This is a genomic window from Sphingobacteriales bacterium (assembly GCA_016706405.1).
In the GTDB taxonomy this organism is placed as follows: Bacteria; Bacteroidota; Bacteroidia; order Chitinophagales; family UBA2359; genus BJ6.
In genome coordinates this window covers 1,491,656-1,510,691 of sequence record JADJJT010000001.1, presented here as the reverse complement: position 1 = coordinate 1,510,691, position 19,036 = coordinate 1,491,656, and the positions used below count along the sequence as shown (strand labels likewise).

Below are 19,036 nucleotides of genomic sequence, written 5' to 3'. Positions count from 1 at the left end.
ATGAAAACAAATATATGCTAAATTAATAAATATAAAATCTCTAATATTATCAATCATATCATCCGGATAGAAAAATAGCATATTTTGTTGCTTCAGTTTTATCTTACAAAGTTTATTATTTATTCTTTCAGTATTTTTGCTTCAAACGTTTGATTATTTGTTTGAAACTGAATTAAGTAAATGCCAGGCGTAAAACCAGATAGGTCAATTTGTTCGTTTTGTTGTAATTTTATTTTTTCATATAGTTGCCTTCCTACTATATCTGAGATTGTAATTTTTTTGATGTCATTTGTAACCAATTTTAAATTAATACTGTTACTTGTTGGATTAGGATAGATTAAAAATTTTGGCTGCTGCTGGGTTTCAACTCCTACAGAAGTACTCGCATAAATTTTCAAATGTCCGGATAGAGATCCGTTGCCATCATTTCCGGAAGCGCCGATAGCCACAATTGACCCATCTGAACTTAAACTTACAGATCGGCCAAAATAGTCTTCTGCTGTTTCGCCGTCAATATCCTGCCCTGTTTGAAGCCAAACCCCGCCCTTGTTTTCATAAACTCTAACATGGCCAGCCCAAGAGCCGTTTCCGTCATTTTCAGGCGCGCTAATAGCCACAATTGACCCATCTGAACTTATGCTTACTGAAGAGCCAAACCCGTCAACAGCTGCTTCGCCGTCAATATCCTGGCCAAGTTGTGTCCATGTTCCGCCTTGGTTTTGGTAAATGCGCACTTGTCCGGCATTAGAACCATTTCCGTCATTTGCATCAGCACCAATGGCCACAATTGACCCGTCTGAACTTAAACTTACAGCACGACCCGAGTAGTCTTCCGCTGCTTCACCGTCAATATCTTGTCCTATTTTTGTCCATTCTCCATTTTGATTTTGGTAAATACGAACTTGTCCGGCATTAGAACCGTTTCCGTCATTTGCATCAGCACCAATAGCCACAATTGACCCGTCTGAACTTAAGCTTACTGCTATACCTGAAAAATCGGTTGCTGCTTCGCCGTCAATGTCCTGCCCTATTTGTATCCATGCCGCACCGTTATATTGATAAACTCGTACATTGCCCGAAAAAGCATTATTTTCACTATTCGAAGGTGCGCCAATAGCGACAATTGTCCCGTCTGAATTTAAACTCACTGCTGTACCTGACTGGTCTCCTGCAGTTTCGCCGTCAATATCTTGCCCTATTTGTGTCCATATTGCATCTTTATATTCGTAAACACGCACATGGCCAGCATAACTACCATTTCCGTCGTTACCAAAGGCACCAATAGCTACTATTGACCCGTCTGAACTTATACTTACAGCTGAGCCAAATTCGTCATAGGCTGCTTCACCGTCAATATCCTGACCAAGTTGTGTCCATGCTCCGCCTTGGTTTTGGTATATACGAACATGGCCGGCATTAAAACCGTTTTGGCTATTAGCAGGCGCACCAATAGCTACTATTGATCCGTTTGAACTTATGCTTGTGGATGTGCCCAAAAAGTTGCCCGCTGCTTCTCCGTTGATATTTTGTCCAATTTGGGTCCATACTTGTGCTTGTGTTGTTGATGCTAAGGCCACAAGTAAACCTATTAATAATATTGAGTTTTTTTTCATCATGGCGTTTAGTTTTATTATTAGTGATTGTAATTTGATTGCAAAAATAGGCTTTTTTTTTAAATTTTTTAATTCGTAAAAAAATTATTCTTACAACAAAGGACGGGGGTACTGCGGTAACTTTGAAGGGAAAATGGCATGTGTTTGCCATAGGAGCCAAATAAAAAGAACTTCTCTTTTGATTAGGAGCGCAAGGTTGTGAAGTGAAGATCGGCGAAGCAGAAAGAAAAAGAAAGTGCTGCAACTCGAACTCCGGCTTTTTGGTTTTTTTGTGAAGGAGGCAAATACACTTTCTTTCCGGATTCAGAAAACCCCGAACACTATAACAATATTTTCCGGATGATTGAGAAGTACTAAGCTTGAGTTGAATAGTAATTCAAATTAGAGTATGGGATAGAACTTAGTCTAAAGTGCTAAGTTTTGCTGTAAAATGCCTTAGCATAGGCGCTTCTTCCACAATTTTTAATCCCTTTATTTCCATCCTTTTAGAAAACACCTCAATAATAACCTCGGCCACATAATCAATATGGCTTTGTGTATATACGCGGCGCGGTATAGCCAACCTGACCAATTCCATGGGTGCCGGTATTAAATTATTGTTTGCATCGTATTTGCCAAACATCAGCGAGCCAATTTCAACGCCGCGAATACCCCCTTCGGTGTACAAGGCACCCACTAATGCCTGACCGGGATACTGATTGACGGGGATGTGCGGTAAAAAGGCTTTGGCATCTAAATAAACTGCATGGCCCCCGCTGGGCTGCATTACCGGAATTTTAGCCTGCACCAATTTTTCGGTAATATATTCAATACTTCTAATACGGTATTGTAAATAATTTTCGTCCATTACTTCTTCCAAACCTATGGCAATGGCTTCTAAATCTCTGCCTGCCAAGCCCCCATAAGTTGGAAATCCCTCGGTAATTACTAACAAGTTTCTACAGTTTTGCGCCCAGTTCTTTGTCGTGCAAGGCCAAAAAGCCACCGATATTGGCAAAAGCATCCTTTTTGGCACTCATGGTGCACCCGTCTGCATACGAAAAAAGCTCATTGGCTATTTCCGGAATAGTTTTGTGTTCGTATCCCTTTTCTCTTTTTTTAATAAAATAGCAGTTTTCGGCAAATCGGCAGGCATCAATAAATAAGGGGATGCCGTATTGGGTACAAATTTCTCGAACTGTTTTAATATTTTGCATACTTACGGGCTGCCCTCCGCCCGAGTTGTTGGTTACCGTTACAATACAAAGCGGAATATTTTCGGCGCCTTTTTCTATAATAAATTGTTTCAATGCCTCGGTATTCATATTTCCCTTAAAGGGCGCGGGTATAGATATATGTTTCCCCTCTTCGCACAGTAAATCAACCCCGGTTGCGCCCGAAAATTCAATATTGGCGCGGGTGGTATCAAATAAAGTATTGCTTACAAAATATTTGCCGGGGCCACCTAATATGCTAAAAATTATTTTTTCGGCTGCGCGGCCTTGGTGGGTAGGTATAACAATAGGAAGTCCGGTAATTTTTTGAACCTCGCTTTCAAATCTAAAAAAACTCGGGCTTCCGGCATAAGATTCGTCGCCTTGCATAATGCCTGCCCATTGATTACTGCTCATGGCACTGGTGCCGCTGTCTGTCAGTAGGTCAATAATTACATCTTCAGATTTTAACAAAAATGAATTGTAATGAGCTTCTTTAAGCAGTTGAATGCGTTGTTCTTTGGTTGTAAACGGATAGGCTCTACCGATTTTATTTTGAAAGGCTCAATAATAGTTTTCATCTATTTTACTGTTGTTGTTTGTGCAAACTTTTGGTTTACTTAAATTTTAAAAAAGCAATGGTTCGAGCAATTATAAAGAGGCAACGGCAATGAAAGGGGCTAATAATATTTAGCCAAATTAGAAGGGTGCAAAATTGCAACAAACTACGCAATTAAAACATGACAAAAATCATTTAAATAAAATAATAAGGCAAGAACTATGGATGAACATCGTCTAATTCGAAATACATAACTCAGAAAAAATATTTAAGCGGCAATTTGGGTATTTTTATCCGGATGTTTAGGCCGGTAAAACACAATAGCGTGGAAGTTCTGTGTTTTAATTTTTTTGTATGCTTTCTGCAAATGCTATTATATGCCCATCCGGATCGGAGAAGTAGCAAACTTTGTCTCCCCAATCTCGGTCAATAATGGGGCTAATTAAAGCTGCTTTGCTTTTTATTGCGTTTTCAAATTCTTCTTGAATATTGTCAACCTGTAAATACAGTTCACATCTCGGAATACCAGTTCCAGTGTCGGGGTGTGGCATTTTAGGGCCTAAAATATTAGCAATACCTTTATTAGGCATTAGTCCAACTTTGCAATTATTAGATATATTAAATTCTGTCATGCCGGGAACATTTAGGTCGGGTGGGCGCCGAAATATATTTTGATAAAATTTACAGCTTGCATCTTGGTCTTTGACGTATAAAATTATCTCTGTAAATTTGATATGGTTTATCATTATGGAATTGTAAAAAGATTGTCTTAAATTAATATCATTTAATTTGTCAATTTTGTTGGGCAATGGCTACTACCTAACGGCAAAACTTACTTAATTGGAACCGATTTTGTTTTTGTAACAATGTCTTCGCCCGTGTGTTCACTGTATCTGATTATTACGTTACCAGCTTTATTATGGTCAATTTGTATAGGGTTAACACCTTCTTCCCATTGATTGCAATGCGTTATAAATGGCTCTACTGCAAATATCCATTTCTTGTTTTTAAGGGTGTAAACCATGTAACTTCTCCAACAGCCCTGCCACCACCCGGGCAATATGCCTATTTCGTCTGAGCCATTTTTATTTAAGTCTCCCAAATTATCTACCTCTCCGCCAATACAATTTTCAATTCTAATGGTGGGTATAGAGTTATCAGAAAATTTGAGCTCACAGGCGCACTCGCCTTTACAGTCCTCATCTTCAAGTTGTGGCGGTACTACCCGAACATAATCCAATACACCGTCGCCGTTAAAGTCTCCTTTTTTAGCATCTTTGGGTATTGTCTTATTTTTATCTGTTATTGCATCTCCTTCGGTTGTAATTTTCCAACTGTCTTGCTTTTTTGAAAAGACAAGGTAGGAGGGATAGTCTTTAGTTTGTTGATTTAGTGTTACTCTTTTAACGAACGAGCATTTGAAGGCAGCGCTATTTATTTTCTCGTGCTGAATATTGCCCACAATTTTTTGGTCAAAATCCGGATATTTTTTAAAAAACAATAATTTGTCTGCAATACAAGTGTTTTTATTAGTTTGAGTGCCGTAATACAAGATAGAATCGGCATACAAATTTGCCAATACCCCAATATCCTTTGAACTGTGGGCATCACTCCAATCGGCAATTAACTTTTTCAAATATGTCGTCTCAATTGTAAAAGGGTTTGAATTTTCTGTCTTCTGTACATCGCAAGAGGTTAAAAGGAAACAGCAAAATAAAATTAGTTTTGGTAGCGTTAATTTGCAAATCATTACTATATAATTTATTTGTAAGACAGGTAGGTACCAAGGCATTTTATAATTTTAAGACAAAAATAGCCTAATTTTTTAATTCTCTTGCTTTTGAAACGGCAAACTAAAGCCTATTTTTTTTCTGGCGCAGGTTTATGGTTGCTTGCGCTGCCTCGTGCAGGGTATCGTAAAAAGCCTGGCCGTATTTTCGTATTATTGCCTCGCGCACAAACTGGTACAGCGGTATTTGCAGTTTTTTACCTTGTTTACAAGCGGGCTTGCATATAAACCATTCGGAGTAATTGACGGCCTCAAAATGTTCGTTTTTGGAAATGCGCACTGGGTATAAATGGCAGGAAATGGGTTTGGGCCAACTAATTTTTCCTTCGTTATAGGCTTGCTGAAAAGCACATATAGCCACGCCTTGTGCGGTAAAAATGGCGTAAGCACAAGCGCCCGTTTGGTTTATACAGGTAGTAGAGTGGTTTGCATACTGGCTGTTGGGTGTTGTAACGTATAAACCCTGCTGGGCAATGGCAGTTTTGGCCTCTTGGGTAAGTAAATCTTCTATATGGGGGTAAGCGTTGGCAATTTCGGTTAATTCGGCGGGTTCAAGGGGAGCGCCGGTGTCGCCTTGCACACAGCAAGCTCCGCGGCAGGCCTGTAAATTGCAGGCAAAATGGGTATCTAATACTTCGCTGCTTATAATTTTATTGTCAATGGCTAACATATAAAATTGCTTTTTTTTAAATGAAGTGAGTATATTATACCAAAATGAATAAATAATTAGCCCAATAAACTTAAACAGAATTGCTTTGTTTTGTTGTAAGAACAAAATATATGGTTTCTGTTTTATTATACTTTTTTTCTTGATAAAAAAAGTAACAAAAAAATCAAGCGCTGCGACCTGCTGTTTAACGGTTTACTGCACTTCAAAACCTAAAAACAAGCTATAAAATAAACTCGCTTCGCTCAAACAGTATTTTATACGCTTGTTTTTTAAACGGTTTTTCCGTTTGTAAACCTACAACAGCTCGAAGGCGCGGGTAGTGGTATTGATGACTTTGTTTTCATGTAATACCTTTTCCGGAAATTGAAAAGTTTTGACTTTGGTCTATATTGTAAATCACGTTGGTATTATGTAGATTAAAATTGTTGTATTTTGACTCTTTTTTATCCGGAAGGCACTATTCCCAAACAACTTATTTTTTAATATCCGGATAAAATAAATAATTGATTAACGATATTGTTGTTTTATGCTCCTTTTTCTATTAAAAACGATAAAGCTCTTTCATCATGCCAATAAATGCCGTTTTTAGCATTGGCGGTATAAAAACCAATATGTCCGCCGTGTTTGGGCAGTTCTAAATAAAAATAATTCGATTGCCGGGCAATTTCGGTAGGGTAGCAGGCAGGGGGCAAAAATGGGTCGTTAAGTGGGTTTATAAGCAGGGTGGGTACACAAATAAAGGGTAAAAATTGATGGCTGTTGGCTTTTGCATAATAGTCGGCTGCATTTTCAAAGCCGTGTACGCGGCTGGTATAGTATTCATCAAAATCAAATAATCGCTGCATACTATTAACGGTAAGCAGGTCAATATCCTCTGGAAAACGGTCTGCCTTTTCGGCTAATTTTTGTTTTAGCGAGTTTAAAAAACTTTTCTCGTAATTTCGGTTAAATCCCTTGCCCATAATATTAGCACTTTCGGCCAAATTAGTAGGCACACAAAAGGCAACAGCGGCTTTTACAAGGTTGGCAATATTTGTTCCATGTTCGCCTAAATATTTAAGGACCACATTGCCTCCTAAACTAAATCCGGCAAGAAATATACGCCTATAGGTATTGGTTTGGGCAATTCTATCGACCAAAAAATGCAAATCATCAGTTTGGCCGCTGTGGTAGGCATGTAAATACCGATTTGGCTGCCCGCTGCACCCTCTAAAATTAACGGCTAAAGCATCAAATCCACTCTGTGTGGCTTTGGTTACCAAGCCCAAAATATAGGGTCTTAGCGAGTGCCCTTCCATACCATGCAAAACAATTAATAACGTATCATTAAGCTTGCTATTAGTAACGGGTTGTTTGTACCAATCTACGTCTATAAAGTCGCCATCGAGGGTGTTTATACGCTCGCGCAGGTAGGGCAACTCCTTTACCCGCCGCAAATAATAAGGGTAAATAGTTTGTATATGGCCATTTTGACTCAGCCACCACGGCGACTTGTACAACGAACTACTAATTAAGGGCATACTATTATACACAAGGTAAAACACAAAGATACACTAAGATTTTGGCAAAATATTTAATTGCCATAATTGTTGTTTTTGCTTTTGTACCAGGTAAAAAACCTAATTTTGCGGCTTATTGTTTGAGTATTAATAAAATATGACGAGTTAAGGGTTTATTCATCCGGAGAGCGATAATGCAATTATTTGTCTCCAAACTACCTAATAAGAGGGTATTTATTTTTTTCCGGATTATTTGTTCGTTACTTTTTTTAATATTTTGTTATTTTAGTTGTATTTGTTAAAATTATGCGCATCGTAGCCCAAATTATATCAACTATTTTGCATCCGGTAATAATGCCTACATTGGCAGTATTTTATTTGACGTGGGCAAATCCATTTTTATTTAATAATTCGTGGTATCTAATTTTAATAACAGCTATTAATACCTTTGTTTTCCCGGTTTTGGCCACCTTGCTAATGCGGGCTACAGGGCTTATTCAGTCTTTAGAACTAAAAACACGCAACGAGCGCATAGCTGTTTTTATTGCCGTTATGGTGTTTTATACTTGGAGTGTTGTACTTTTTTACCGTTTAGAGGGCTACCCCGAAACCATTGGCGATATTGCCTTTGGGGCCACCGCCGGATTAACTTTTGCGTTTTTAAATATTATTTTTGACAACAAAATCAGTTTGCACACTATTGGAGTGGGTGGGTTGGCAGCCATTGCCCTTTTTTCGGCGCATATTGCCACGCATCGCACCGACTGGGCATTTGCTTTAGTAATTGTTGTGGCCGGGTTAATTGGTAGTAGCCGGTTAATTTTAAATGCCCACACCCCAAGGCAGGTACTACACGGCTATTTAACAGGGTTTTTATGCACTGCTATAGCTTTAATTATATAAATTTGTATAAGTATTTATTTTTTCCTCGTGGCATTGGTGGGCAACTACGACTTTTGTTTTAACCAGGCCTCAAATTCGGTAGGTGTATAAGCGTTTAACAAGTTTTGGCGCAATAATTTGCCTTTTCGGGCTGCCAATACACCGTAGCGAGTATGGCCAATACCTTCTAAACTATGCGCATCGGGGTTGATGGCTATTTTTACGCCTTTTTCTTGGCAATAGTCAAGCCAGGTCCAGTCAATATCTAAGCGGTAGGGGTTAGCGTTTAGTTCAATGGCCACACCATTGGCGGCGCAAGCATCAATTATTAGTTTATGATTTATAGGGTAACCCAAGCGGGCTAATAGCAGCCGGCCTGTTGGGTGGCCTAAAATATGTGTGGATGGGTTTTCTATGGCTTTAAGCAGGCGTTGGTTGGCTTTTTCTTCGGTCATGCGCAAAACCGAGTGCACCGAGGCAATAATTACCTCAAAATTGCACCGTGTATTTTCGTCATAATCTAACGAGCCATCGGGCAAAATATCGGCTTCAATACCTTTAAAAATTTTAAAATTGTGTTGGCTAAATTTTTCGTTTAGCTGGTCAATTTCGGTGTGTTGCAGGGCTACGCGGTCGGAGGTTAGGCCGTTGGCATAAAAGGCAGCCTGCGAGTGGTCGGTAATGGCTAAATAAGTATAGCCAAGTTCGAGGCAGCGGTTAGCCATTGCTTGTAAGGTGGCGGCACCGTCGCTGTAGGTACTATGGGCGTGTATAATGCCTTTTATATCGGCGTTGGTTACTAATTGTGGTAAGTTTTGTTGTAAAACCCAGTTCACCTCGCCTCGGCCCTCGCGCAGTTCGGGGTAAATTTGGGCAATACCCACTTGTGCATAGATAGCTGCTTCGCTATCAGGTGCTTGTAATTGTGGCTCGGTTATTTTAAAATCAAATGATTTGCCTAATTTTTGAGCTGCTTGTTGTAGTTCTTCTACATGTTTGGCGGTGCTGGTAGTTTCGAACCATTTGGAGATGAAATTGGCTGGAGAACAACAATAAATGCGTATAGGAATGCCCAAGGCAGTATCTTTTCCGGATATTATTTTTTCCGGATCCTGCGCCTCTACCTGTAAATTCAGTTCTTTTGCTAAATCCTCCGGATGCTGTGCAGCTACAACCAATTCAATTGTATCTACAACAGGCATAAGTCGCCGTATTTGACCTGTGAGCTCGGCTTGGGTTACGCCGGGTAATTGTCTTATTTGTTGTAAAAGGGTTAGGGCTAATGGTTCGGCATCGGCAAAGCGTTTGCTGCCTTGGTTAGCTAAGTAGTATGCTATTGCCAAACGTATGTTCTCTTGAGTTTTTTGGCCAAAACCGTCTAAAATTACCAATCGATTTTCTAAGCAGGCGTATAATAGTTCATCGGGAGTTTCAACGCCTAATTGTCTCCAAATTGTTTTTACTTTGCTGGGGCCTAAACCTTTAATTTCAAGTAGGGTAACAATGCCCGGCGGCGTTTGCTTTACTAAGGTTTGATATTGGGCTAAACTTCCGGAAGTTATTAATTCGCTAATTTTTTCGGCGGTCGAGTTGCCGATGCCTTTAATGGCGGCAATTTGGGTTTTGTTTAGCTCGGTTAATTGTTCGGTAGCCCTGCCAACAGCAATAGCAGCATTGGCATAAGCACGCGCTTTAAAAGGTTGGTCGTCGTTAACCTCCATTAAATCGGCTAATTTGCGCAAGGCTTTGGCAATTTCTTTATTGGTCATCATTATAATAACAGCAGTTGGCGCACTATTTTAATTAGTGGTAACAAGTAAAAAACAGCAAATTGTATATTTTACCTGTTGTTAATAGGTATTAAATCTATAATAGCCATCGCCACCCACCCAAATAGGGGGTAGGGTGCGGTTGGCTTCAAAATAATCGTAACCTAACTTTATATTTTCCCATAATCGTTGCGTCGAGGTTGTAGCCTTGGCATACTCGCGCATATAAAGTTCGGTATTGCTAAATCGCATCGGAAAAATATGCACGGGGGGGCGATATTGCCCATTATTACATGCCATTACAGCCAACCAATAAACCTCTTTCATTTTTTCGTTGGTAAGAGGCAAACAACCCACCGACTTGCAGTCGCCGTGTATATAAATATCGCCGCCTAACGGGTTGTAGCCGCCAAAAATACGGTCTGAGTCGTTGGGATAATTTATGCCCAGTGATAGATAAAAACTACTAACCGGATTAAATTTGTTGATATAATAAAATCCTTCGGGTACTTGACCATCGCCTTGGATGCGTTTGGGCCCTAATTTTCCGGAGGAGGTGCAAATTGTATATTCTTTAAATTTGGCATAAATGCCTTGTTCGGTCAGCACCCAAATTTCTAATAGGCCTTCCTTTTTAAAAGCCTGCAAATAAATAGCTTTGGGGGGGTAGGTTAGCCCGCGCAAAGCAAATTCTTGGCGCAGTGTATTTTCTTTGTCTATTTGTGCCAATAACACGCGGTTGTTGAGCAACTGCTCGTAGGCAAAAGTATCTTGGGCTTGTAAGTTTAAAAAATTTGCAACCGAAGGAAATAATAACAACAGGATAAAAAGGGTAAGCAGTCTTATTTTTTTCATCATTGGTTAAAATGGCAATAACCTAATTAACTAATCAAATGCAAAGATACAAATTTTGCCCATTTATTTATGGGAAGGCCCAAGTAAACACGTGCTTTTTTGCAAATAAAGGTAAGCCTTGTTTGGGGGGGCGTAAAATGCTATTGCCGAAGCGCTGAATACACGTTAAATGCAATTATTACCTGTTTTTAAGCGATGGTAGTTCTTCAAAATAGCCTGTTTCACGGTTTTTATAGACATTATTCCATTCAAAATACCGCCCGTGCATGGCAATATATACGCCTGGTGGCAATACCTGGGCAAAAGCCAGCGCGTTGCCTAAGTTAAAAAAACCATCGGAACTTTCAAATTTATACGGAATTAACGCCCCGGTAAGTACCACTGTTTTTGCTAAATTTAACCGTGCTATTGCTTTTGCGGTTTCAACCATTGTGTCTGTGCCGTGGGTTATTAAAATAGCATCTTCAGGGCAGGCTTCACAACTATTGGCAATACCTTGGCGTTGCTCGTCGGTCATTTCAAGACTATCTATCAGCATTAATTCCGAAAGTATATAGTCTATTTTTACCCTGCCTAACTCAAAAATTTCTTTTAAATGTGTTTTTTTTAAAGACAGTTGTCCTTTAAGCATATCGTACTCTTTGTCGAAAGTACCGCCTGTTACAAAAATATGGATTTTCATAGGGCAAAGTTACGTTTATGATGTTATTTTTAAGCTATTTTTAGTTTAATTTTTAAGACAGCATCAAATTACAGCCTCGTACATCGCTATAATCAAAACGGCCCAAGACCTCGAACTGATTATTTGCGTAAACTTTCCCTAAATCTTGCGTAGCAATAAAGGAACAGGCGTGTATATTTGCCAAATCAATAATATTTAATCCGGATGTTTGGTGGTAGGCATTATTGTCTAAGGGGTCGTTTACATTGCGCGGCAGCACGCGCATCCAAGGGGGGCAGGTAAAAAGGCCATTGCCCAACGAGTACGCCTGCGATAAAAGCTCGGTCATACCATATTCGGCATGGATATTGGGGCGGTTAAAGGCTGTTTGTAAAATTTTGTGCAGCTCGGGGCGAGTTATTTCGCGGTGGCGGCCTTTCATACCGCCGGTTTCCATAATAATTGTAAACGGAAGCGGCTGCGGATATTGCTGGGCAAAATCAAGCAAGGCAAAACTTACCCCTAATAGTAGGATGGGTTGTTTTTGTGTGGTAAGCTGGCTTAGCGTTTGGGCAAGTTGTTTGGTATTGTATAAATAAAAACCGCTTTGTTTGTGTCCCGATTTTTCAATTAAATGCTGTGCCATATACACCAAAGACGAGCCTTGCCGCTCTAAATAGGCGGGCAATAAAGCCAACACACAATATTGATTTACCGGACCATAAAAATGCTCGAAACCCCGCATAAAACTGTGCTCGTATAACAAAACGTTTTGAACGTAGTGTTTGCTAACCGCTTGCCCTGTTGTGCCGCTACTGGTAAAAACTATGGGGCTATTGTCGGCAGCAGGCGCATCCGGATAAAATTGGGTTACAACCTTATGTGTTTTAAAGACCTCGACAGGCAAAAAAGGTATTTGTTCAATGCGGCTAATCTGGCTTATATCGGTTTTTAAATAATGCAAAAATGCCTGGTAGGGTGCACATTTTTGAGCTTGCTGCCTAAAAATCTGTAAGGCAGCCGCCTCAAATGAAGCAGGGGTATTAAGGGTAAAAATGCCCGCTTCAAACAACGATACATTAAAAGTGTGGGGCATTTTGTTTATTAAAAAGTAATGTGGTTGACCTATGGAAACTGGCCTTGATAAGCTATTAAATAAAACTTAAATAACATCAATAAAAACAATCCTCGTTTAAGCAAGGTTAGTCTGCTCGCTTTATTAGCTACGGAATAGCTATTGCTTGTTGTTTTTAGGCCTGTGGCAACTGTTTTACCTCGTTAGCTATTGCCTGGTATAGGGTGTCGGTAATATTGGCTAATGGGCCACGCAGCGTATCGGCACAAATATTCATTTGGTTAAGCACTGCTTTAATACCTGCGGGGCTGCCCTCGGCAAAAATAAGGTCTGTAATATTTAGCAAGCGATAGTGTAGGGGCCGGGCTTCTTCAAAATTTTGGCTAAGTGCCTGGGTTACCATGTTGGCAAAAGTGCGCGGATAGGCATTGGCTATTACCGAAATTACGCCGTCCATACCTATGCTAATCATGGGCAAAGTAAGGTTGTCATCGCCCGATATGACTAAAAAGTCGGGGCGGGGGCGGTTTTTAACTATTTGCATACATTGGGGTAAACTGCCCGATGCCTCTTTGATGCCTATAATATTTTGAAAGTCGGTGGCAAGGCGCAAGGTAGTAGCGGCACTAATATTGCTGCTTGTGCGGCCGGGTACATTATAAATAATTACCGGAACGGGTGCCACCTGTGCTACTGCTTTAAAATGTTGGTAAATACCCTCTTGCGATGGTTTGTTGTAATAAGGGCTTACCGATAAAATGGCATCAACGCCTTTAAAATGGTAACTTTGTATTTCGTGAACAAGTTTTCGGGTATCGTGGCCTCCAAATCCGGCTACAATAGGCAGCCTGCCGCCAGCAACCTGAATAGTAAAACTTAGTACGGCCATTTTTTCTTCCGGACTAAGGGTTACACTTTCTCCGGTAGTACCTAATGAAACCAAATAATCGACCCCGCCGGCAATACAATGTTTTATTACGTTCTCGAGGCCGTTGTAATCAACATCGCCCTTGGGTGTAAAAGGGGTAACCAAGGCAACACCAAGACCTTTGAATTTGCTGCTCATATATTTATTTTAAAAAATGACGATTTGATAAAAGAAAGAAATTAAATAGGTTGTTTTTAACATCAATATTTTTTATTGCAAAAATAAACAATTTGATTGATAATTTTGATTTAGCGCAGCAATTATCCGGATAAAGTTGTTTAAGAATTAAACCATACTAATTAACCATGTGGACACATAGAATTTGTTTAAACATTAAAATGTGTGGCAGTTTTAAGCACTTGATACAAACAACTTCAAGGAAAAAATAAAAATTAAAAGCCGGATATTTTATAATAATTTGGCAATTATGTCTTCAATGGTTATTCCTTCGGCTTCGGCTTTGTAGTTTTTAACAATACGGTGGCGCAAAACGGGTTCGGCAATAGCGCGCACATCGTCAATGTCGGGCGAGTATTTGCCATTTACGGCGGCATGGCATTTTGCCCCCATTACTAAAAATTGCGATGCGCGTGGGCCTGCACCCCAAGCTAAATAGTTATTTACATCGGGTGTGGCTTGTGCGGTGCCGGGGCGGGTTTTGGTGGCTAATTTTACGGCATATTCTAACACATTGTCGGCGATGGGTATTTTGCGCACTAATTTTTGGAAGGCGCGAATTTCGTCTCCGGTTACAACGTGTTTAAGTTCAACTTCGCGAAGGGTAGTTGTATTTTTTACTACGGCTACTTCTTCGGCAAAACTTGGGTAGTCAAGTTTTACATTGAACATAAAGCGGTCAAGCTGCGCTTCGGGTAGTGGGTAGGTGCCTTCTTGTTCTATTGGGTTTTGGGTGGCTAACACAAAAAAGGGCAAAGGCAATTTATGCACTACTCCGGCAGCGGTTACCGAGCGTTCTTGCATAGCCTCTAACAGTGCGGCTTGGGTTTTAGGCGGGGTACGGTTAATTTCGTCGGCCAGTATAATATTAGCAAACAGGGGGCCGGGGCTAAATCTAAACTGGCGGTTATCGTCTAAAATTTCGGCACCTGTAATGTCGCTGGGCATTAAGTCGGGGGTAAATTGTATGCGTTTAAAGCTAAGGTCGAGCACGTTGGCAATAGTTTGCACTAACAGCGTTTTTGCCAGCCCCGGAACTCCCACTAACAGGCAGTGGCCGTCACAAAAAATGGCAATTAATACGCGGCTTATTACGTCGTCTTGCCCTACAATTATTTTGGCAATTTCGCTTTTAAGGTTGCGGAACGATTGTGCTAATGCGTCAACCGCCACCACGTCAGAACTGTACTGGGTCATTATTAAAATTAAAAAATTTACTACTACTAATTAAAACTATTAAATGAGGGCAAAATCAAGTGCTTTGTTTTCGTTTATTTCAAACAAACCGCAAAGGTACAGAAATTAACAACGTGTAAATTGTTAATAAGGTTTAAAACTTATACCAATACAAAGTTTTGCCTTGCTTTTATCCGGATAATAATTGGGAAGGTCTATTGATTAGTAAATTATCTTTTATAAACATGATTATATATTGTGCGACACAACTTAAACAAATCTTACTGCGTTGATAAATAGATGCTTAGAACAACATAAAATTTGGATAAAGAGCGACACTTTGCAGCAATATATAAGTCTTTGTGCAACCCATTTACAAATTTGTTTACCTAAAACAAATGAATAATCGAGCAAAAAACGGCATTTTTGAGTGTGTTTTTGGCCTTTTAAGTATCTGTACAAAATTAGTATATAAGATTAAACTTGCAAATTTTCGGTTCTTGCCCTTGATAGGAAACTTACACAACTCCGGAAGATTAACCCACCCCTGCCCCTCCGAAGGAAGGGAATATTAATTGCCTACAAATACTTTTTTGTGGCTTATTGCCTGAAATATAATTATTTAGTAGTGGAACCAAAAAATAAGCTAAATTAATTTTAATGACGCACATAATATATAAAGCACAAACAATAATCATTTTAGTTTTTACAAATCCTATTGTTACTTATGGCAAAATTAACCTTAACCCTACTAACCCTATTGGTTTTTATGGCGGGCTGTATTGCTTGGGGTAGCCAAAAAACTAAACAACCACAAACAACCACAACCAATTTAAAACAAGCAAACAACCCACTTGCAGAGGTGGGAATTAATACCCAAAAATGCCCTAAAGTATTACAAAATAATAGAAACAATGACGATGAACCCTATTATTTTTCTTATATTTTAGATACTTCTGACCCTAATTGCGTTGCTAAAACCGTTGAAGATTTGTTTGGCGACGGAAGGCTATTTCCTACATGCAATGACTGTACATTTAAACTTGAACGGCAGAATGATAAAATTAAGCACTATAAACAATATTATAAAGGTATTGAAGTAACAAACGTAGGCTTTTTGATAGGCTCTGCTAACGATAAAATTTATCGCACAACAGGCACTTACTACCCCAACCTAAACATAGACACAACGGGTATGATAAGTAGGGAAGAAGCGGTAAAAATAGCCTATGACCACGCCGAAATTTATGAAGGGTTTAATACCGCAGCATGGCAAGCGCATAGCTCAGAAAATGTTCGTCCCTTAATAAACCCAGTTAGTAACACCATTTATTATGCATTCTATATCCCAAAAATTACAAAAAAAAATGGGGGTTATTTTGTTAATGCTACGAACGGTAAATTTATAAAGTATGTACCCGATTGGGGTGGGACGTATCTAACAGATTGTTATAAATGTGTTGGCAACGCAACTACAATGTTTAATTGCCAAGATACCTGTAGTACCAATATTTGCACGGTATTTACAGATGGCGTTATGGTAGGTGTGCCTACATTGTATAACGGTTGCCAAACTATATTAGCAGATGAATGTAATGCAGGGAATAAAATCGTTTACCGGATGGCACGGACACGACTAATTTAACCATCAATGATTCGATAAATATTTACGACGGTAGCAAGTATTATGGTGGACCAAAAGTACAAAAAATATTTTGGTGTTATACCGACAGTAGTATAAGTAAAAAAAACACCATAGCCACAACAGCATGGCATAACTTACAAACATCGCGAAACTATTTTGCGACAAAAGCCATTGATTACAAAGCACCATTGAAAGCGTTAGTACATTTCCCTGAGTCTCCTTTTGACCCATTTGGAAATGAGGTGTTTTGGGATCAAAAGTTAAAACATTTCGGCTTTGGAAGTGGGGACGATACAATTATGACCGCCCCCGTTTCTATTGATATAGTAGCGCATGAATACGCCCATGCCATATTATTTAACAAGTTTAGTATGGGTAATCACATAACACACGATACCGCAACACTCCGCTATCAGGCAGGTGCCATTCACGAAGGCGTAGCCGATATATTTAGCACTTTAGTACGCAAACATGCTTTTGGCATTGTAGATTGGGTTATAGGCGATGCGGTAGTAATACCTGCCCAAACCGACCTATTACCCCGCGACCTTGCCCACCCCGAAAACACCCTACCCCCGCAAGCCTTATATTACAACAATACCGCTTCTAATTGGGATACCACAGCCCAAGCAATTTATAACCATGCCGGCATAGTAGCCAAATGGTTTTATTTATTGGCAGATGGTGGCACCGGATTTAACTACGCCACCGACAGCATAACCGTTGAACCACTAACCATTGATACCGCCGAAATGGTGCTAATAAACGGCTTGCAATATATAACTGATACTTTAAAAAAACCAGTTCCCAGTTACGAAGATTTTGCTAAGGCTATGGTTGCCGCCGCCCAAGCCATTTCTTGCACTGCCCATAAACAAACCATTAGGGCATTTAAAGCCGTAGGTTTAGGCTTAAACATACCCGGTGGCAAAAAAGAAGGCATTACCGACGACGAACTTTGCTTTATAGACCTGCGTATGCGCGACCGTTGGGGCGACCAAGGTTTTGAACCCAACACCGAATGTGATGATATACTTGGCTGGAACGATATATGGAACAGCCCCGATATATGGGTTTGCCCACAAAACGATAGCTGTTATTTAGCTGGCAGCGCGCCACCCGAACCCGCCTATAGCAACCGCATTGGCTTTACAATTTACAATGCACACCCCAATTTAGGCTCAGACCCCGCACAACTACACCTATATTATACCATGGCAAGTAGCGGCGAAATTTGGGATTTTAACTGGGTTGATTGGTATTTTGATACCGGAAACGAAACATGTTACCTTGGCGATGAAATAGTGAATAGCCCCGTTGAAATACCCGCTATTAACCCAAACGACTATTTTACCGGATGGACTACTTGGTCGCCACCCAATTTTGTAAACCCCGACCTGCCTTTCTATGCCGACCCTGTCGAATGTTGGCTTACCCCCGAACTTGACCCCTTAGACGGACAAGAAAAATACGAAATATGCCTTTTAGCCCGATTGTTATCTGATGCCGACCCTTTACCCAACGAAATCGAAGACAATATAACTCACAACATAATTTACCACAATAATATTGTTACCAAAAACCTGTTTTTCTTAAATCCGGGTTTAGGTATTGGCGGCGGAGTTCCGCCGGCTATTGCCGGCAACCCAAGTGTGTTATTTATAAGCAATAACAACGCTACGGCAGCCAATTTAAACATTGTTTACCAACAACTAACCAATGGTTTAGGCTTGCAAGGCAGCAACGACTCAATAGAAATTAGCCTTGTACTTAGCCCTCAATTATGGGATAACTGGGTTTCAACAGGGCAGCAAGGGCAGGGCATTACTTGGCTAACCCAACGCGAGGTGCGCATAGACGACTACCAAACCGCCAAACTACTAAACATACCCTTTGCCCCCTACGAAAGGCAACCCATAGCCATAAAAACCACCATTTTAACCGGTGGAAACAAAACCATAAACTACGAAAACTATTTTATTAACGGCAATTTTTCGTTTTACCTTACCCACCAGGCAGCATTCAACCAACCAAGCATAAACCCAAGTACCAAATGTATATTTGTGCTAAAAAACAACCCAACAGCCAACACCACCAACCCCAACGATATTCAATTGGTGTGCAGTCCAAATCCGGTAAAAAATGGGTATGGCAAATTATTATTAACCCTACCCACCAACCAAACCATCACCATCACCCTCTATAATTTACAAGGCAACAAAGTTCAACAAGTCATAACTAACCAACAATTTGAGGCAGGACTATACCAAATACCGCTTAGTATTGCAAATTTGGCAAATGGTATCTATATTTGCCAGCTAATTACTACTAACAACCAAAATGTTGCCGCCAAAGTAATAAAACTAAACAAATAACCGAAAAAATATAATATTACAAATAACTGAATAGATGGCTGTAACCTAAGTAAGTACCTCTTCAAAATTAGTATATAAGATTAAACTTGCAAATTTTCGCTTCTTGCCCTTGATAGGAAACTTACACAACTCCGGAAGATTAACCCACCCCTGCCCCTCCGAAGGAAGGG

14 protein-coding genes and 1 pseudogene are annotated in these 19,036 nt (G+C 40.0%); 3 read left to right on the top strand and 12 right to left on the bottom strand.

Annotation, left to right across the window (positions count from 1 at the left end):
• Positions 1-119: 119 nt before the first annotated feature.
• The 6 genes and pseudogenes from IPI59_05815 to IPI59_05790 form a co-directional block, all read right to left on the bottom strand.
• The gene (locus IPI59_05815; GenBank protein ID MBK7527066.1) at positions 120-1,616 is read right to left on the bottom strand and encodes a T9SS type A sorting domain-containing protein; all 1,497 of its coding nucleotides are present in this window, start codon (positions 1,614-1,616) and stop codon (positions 120-122) included.
• Between the two features lie 397 nt (positions 1,617-2,013).
• Positions 2,014-3,387 (bottom strand): annotated as a pseudogene (locus tag IPI59_05810) (tryptophanase).
• A gap of 319 nt (positions 3,388-3,706) precedes the next feature.
• The gene (locus IPI59_05805; GenBank protein MBK7527065.1) at positions 3,707-4,108 is read right to left on the bottom strand and encodes a lactoylglutathione lyase; all 402 of its coding nucleotides are present in this window, start codon (positions 4,106-4,108) and stop codon (positions 3,707-3,709) included.
• Positions 4,109-4,197: 89 nt separating this feature from the next.
• Positions 4,198-5,001 (bottom strand): hypothetical protein, encoded by an 804-nt coding sequence (locus IPI59_05800; GenBank protein ID MBK7527064.1) that lies wholly within the window; start codon positions 4,999-5,001, stop codon positions 4,198-4,200.
• A gap of 217 nt (positions 5,002-5,218) precedes the next feature.
• Entirely contained in the window at positions 5,219-5,824 is a 606-nt protein-coding gene (locus IPI59_05795; GenBank protein ID MBK7527063.1) for a DUF3109 family protein, read from the bottom strand.
• A 524-nt stretch (positions 5,825-6,348) separates the two neighbouring features.
• Complete coding sequence (locus IPI59_05790; protein ID MBK7527062.1) at positions 6,349-7,344, bottom strand: alpha/beta fold hydrolase; 996 nt, start codon at positions 7,342-7,344, stop codon at positions 6,349-6,351.
• Between the two features lie 285 nt (positions 7,345-7,629).
• On the opposite strand from IPI59_05790, the gene IPI59_05785 reads away from it, so the two are divergent.
• Positions 7,630-8,226, top strand: coding sequence for a hypothetical protein (locus tag IPI59_05785; protein MBK7527061.1), 597 nt, complete (start codon positions 7,630-7,632; stop codon positions 8,224-8,226).
• Positions 8,227-8,270: 44 nt separating this feature from the next.
• Here IPI59_05785 and IPI59_05780 read toward each other — a convergent pair whose 3' ends face one another.
• The 6 genes from IPI59_05780 to IPI59_05755 all read right to left on the bottom strand — a co-directional run bounded on the left by IPI59_05780 (position 8,271) and on the right by IPI59_05755 (position 14,867).
• The gene (locus IPI59_05780; protein ID MBK7527060.1) at positions 8,271-9,977 is read right to left on the bottom strand and encodes a PHP domain-containing protein; all 1,707 of its coding nucleotides are present in this window, start codon (positions 9,975-9,977) and stop codon (positions 8,271-8,273) included.
• Between the two features lie 78 nt (positions 9,978-10,055).
• Positions 10,056-10,832 (bottom strand): L,D-transpeptidase family protein, encoded by a 777-nt coding sequence (locus IPI59_05775; protein ID MBK7527059.1) that lies wholly within the window; start codon positions 10,830-10,832, stop codon positions 10,056-10,058.
• A 175-nt stretch (positions 10,833-11,007) separates the two neighbouring features.
• A complete protein-coding gene (locus IPI59_05770; GenBank protein ID MBK7527058.1) occupies positions 11,008-11,511 on the bottom strand; it encodes an asparaginase in 504 nt (167 codons plus the stop codon).
• 52 nt (positions 11,512-11,563) lie between these two features.
• The gene (locus IPI59_05765; GenBank protein MBK7527057.1) at positions 11,564-12,586 is read right to left on the bottom strand and encodes an acyl transferase; all 1,023 of its coding nucleotides are present in this window, start codon (positions 12,584-12,586) and stop codon (positions 11,564-11,566) included.
• Between the two features lie 154 nt (positions 12,587-12,740).
• Positions 12,741-13,631, bottom strand: a complete 891-nt coding sequence (locus IPI59_05760; GenBank protein MBK7527056.1) for a 4-hydroxy-tetrahydrodipicolinate synthase — start codon at positions 13,629-13,631, stop codon at positions 12,741-12,743.
• Between the two features lie 270 nt (positions 13,632-13,901).
• Positions 13,902-14,867, bottom strand: a complete 966-nt coding sequence (locus IPI59_05755) for a MoxR family ATPase (protein ID MBK7527055.1) — start codon at positions 14,865-14,867, stop codon at positions 13,902-13,904.
• Positions 14,868-15,573: 706 nt separating this feature from the next.
• On the opposite strand from IPI59_05755, the gene IPI59_05750 reads away from it, so the two are divergent.
• Together IPI59_05750 and IPI59_05745 are read left to right on the top strand one after the other, a co-directional pair.
• The gene (locus IPI59_05750) at positions 15,574-16,491 is read left to right on the top strand and encodes a hypothetical protein (protein ID MBK7527054.1); all 918 of its coding nucleotides are present in this window, start codon (positions 15,574-15,576) and stop codon (positions 16,489-16,491) included.
• A gap of 188 nt (positions 16,492-16,679) precedes the next feature.
• Complete coding sequence (locus IPI59_05745) at positions 16,680-18,866, top strand: M4 family metallopeptidase (GenBank protein MBK7527053.1); 2,187 nt, start codon at positions 16,680-16,682, stop codon at positions 18,864-18,866.
• Positions 18,867-19,036 lie beyond the last annotated feature (170 nt).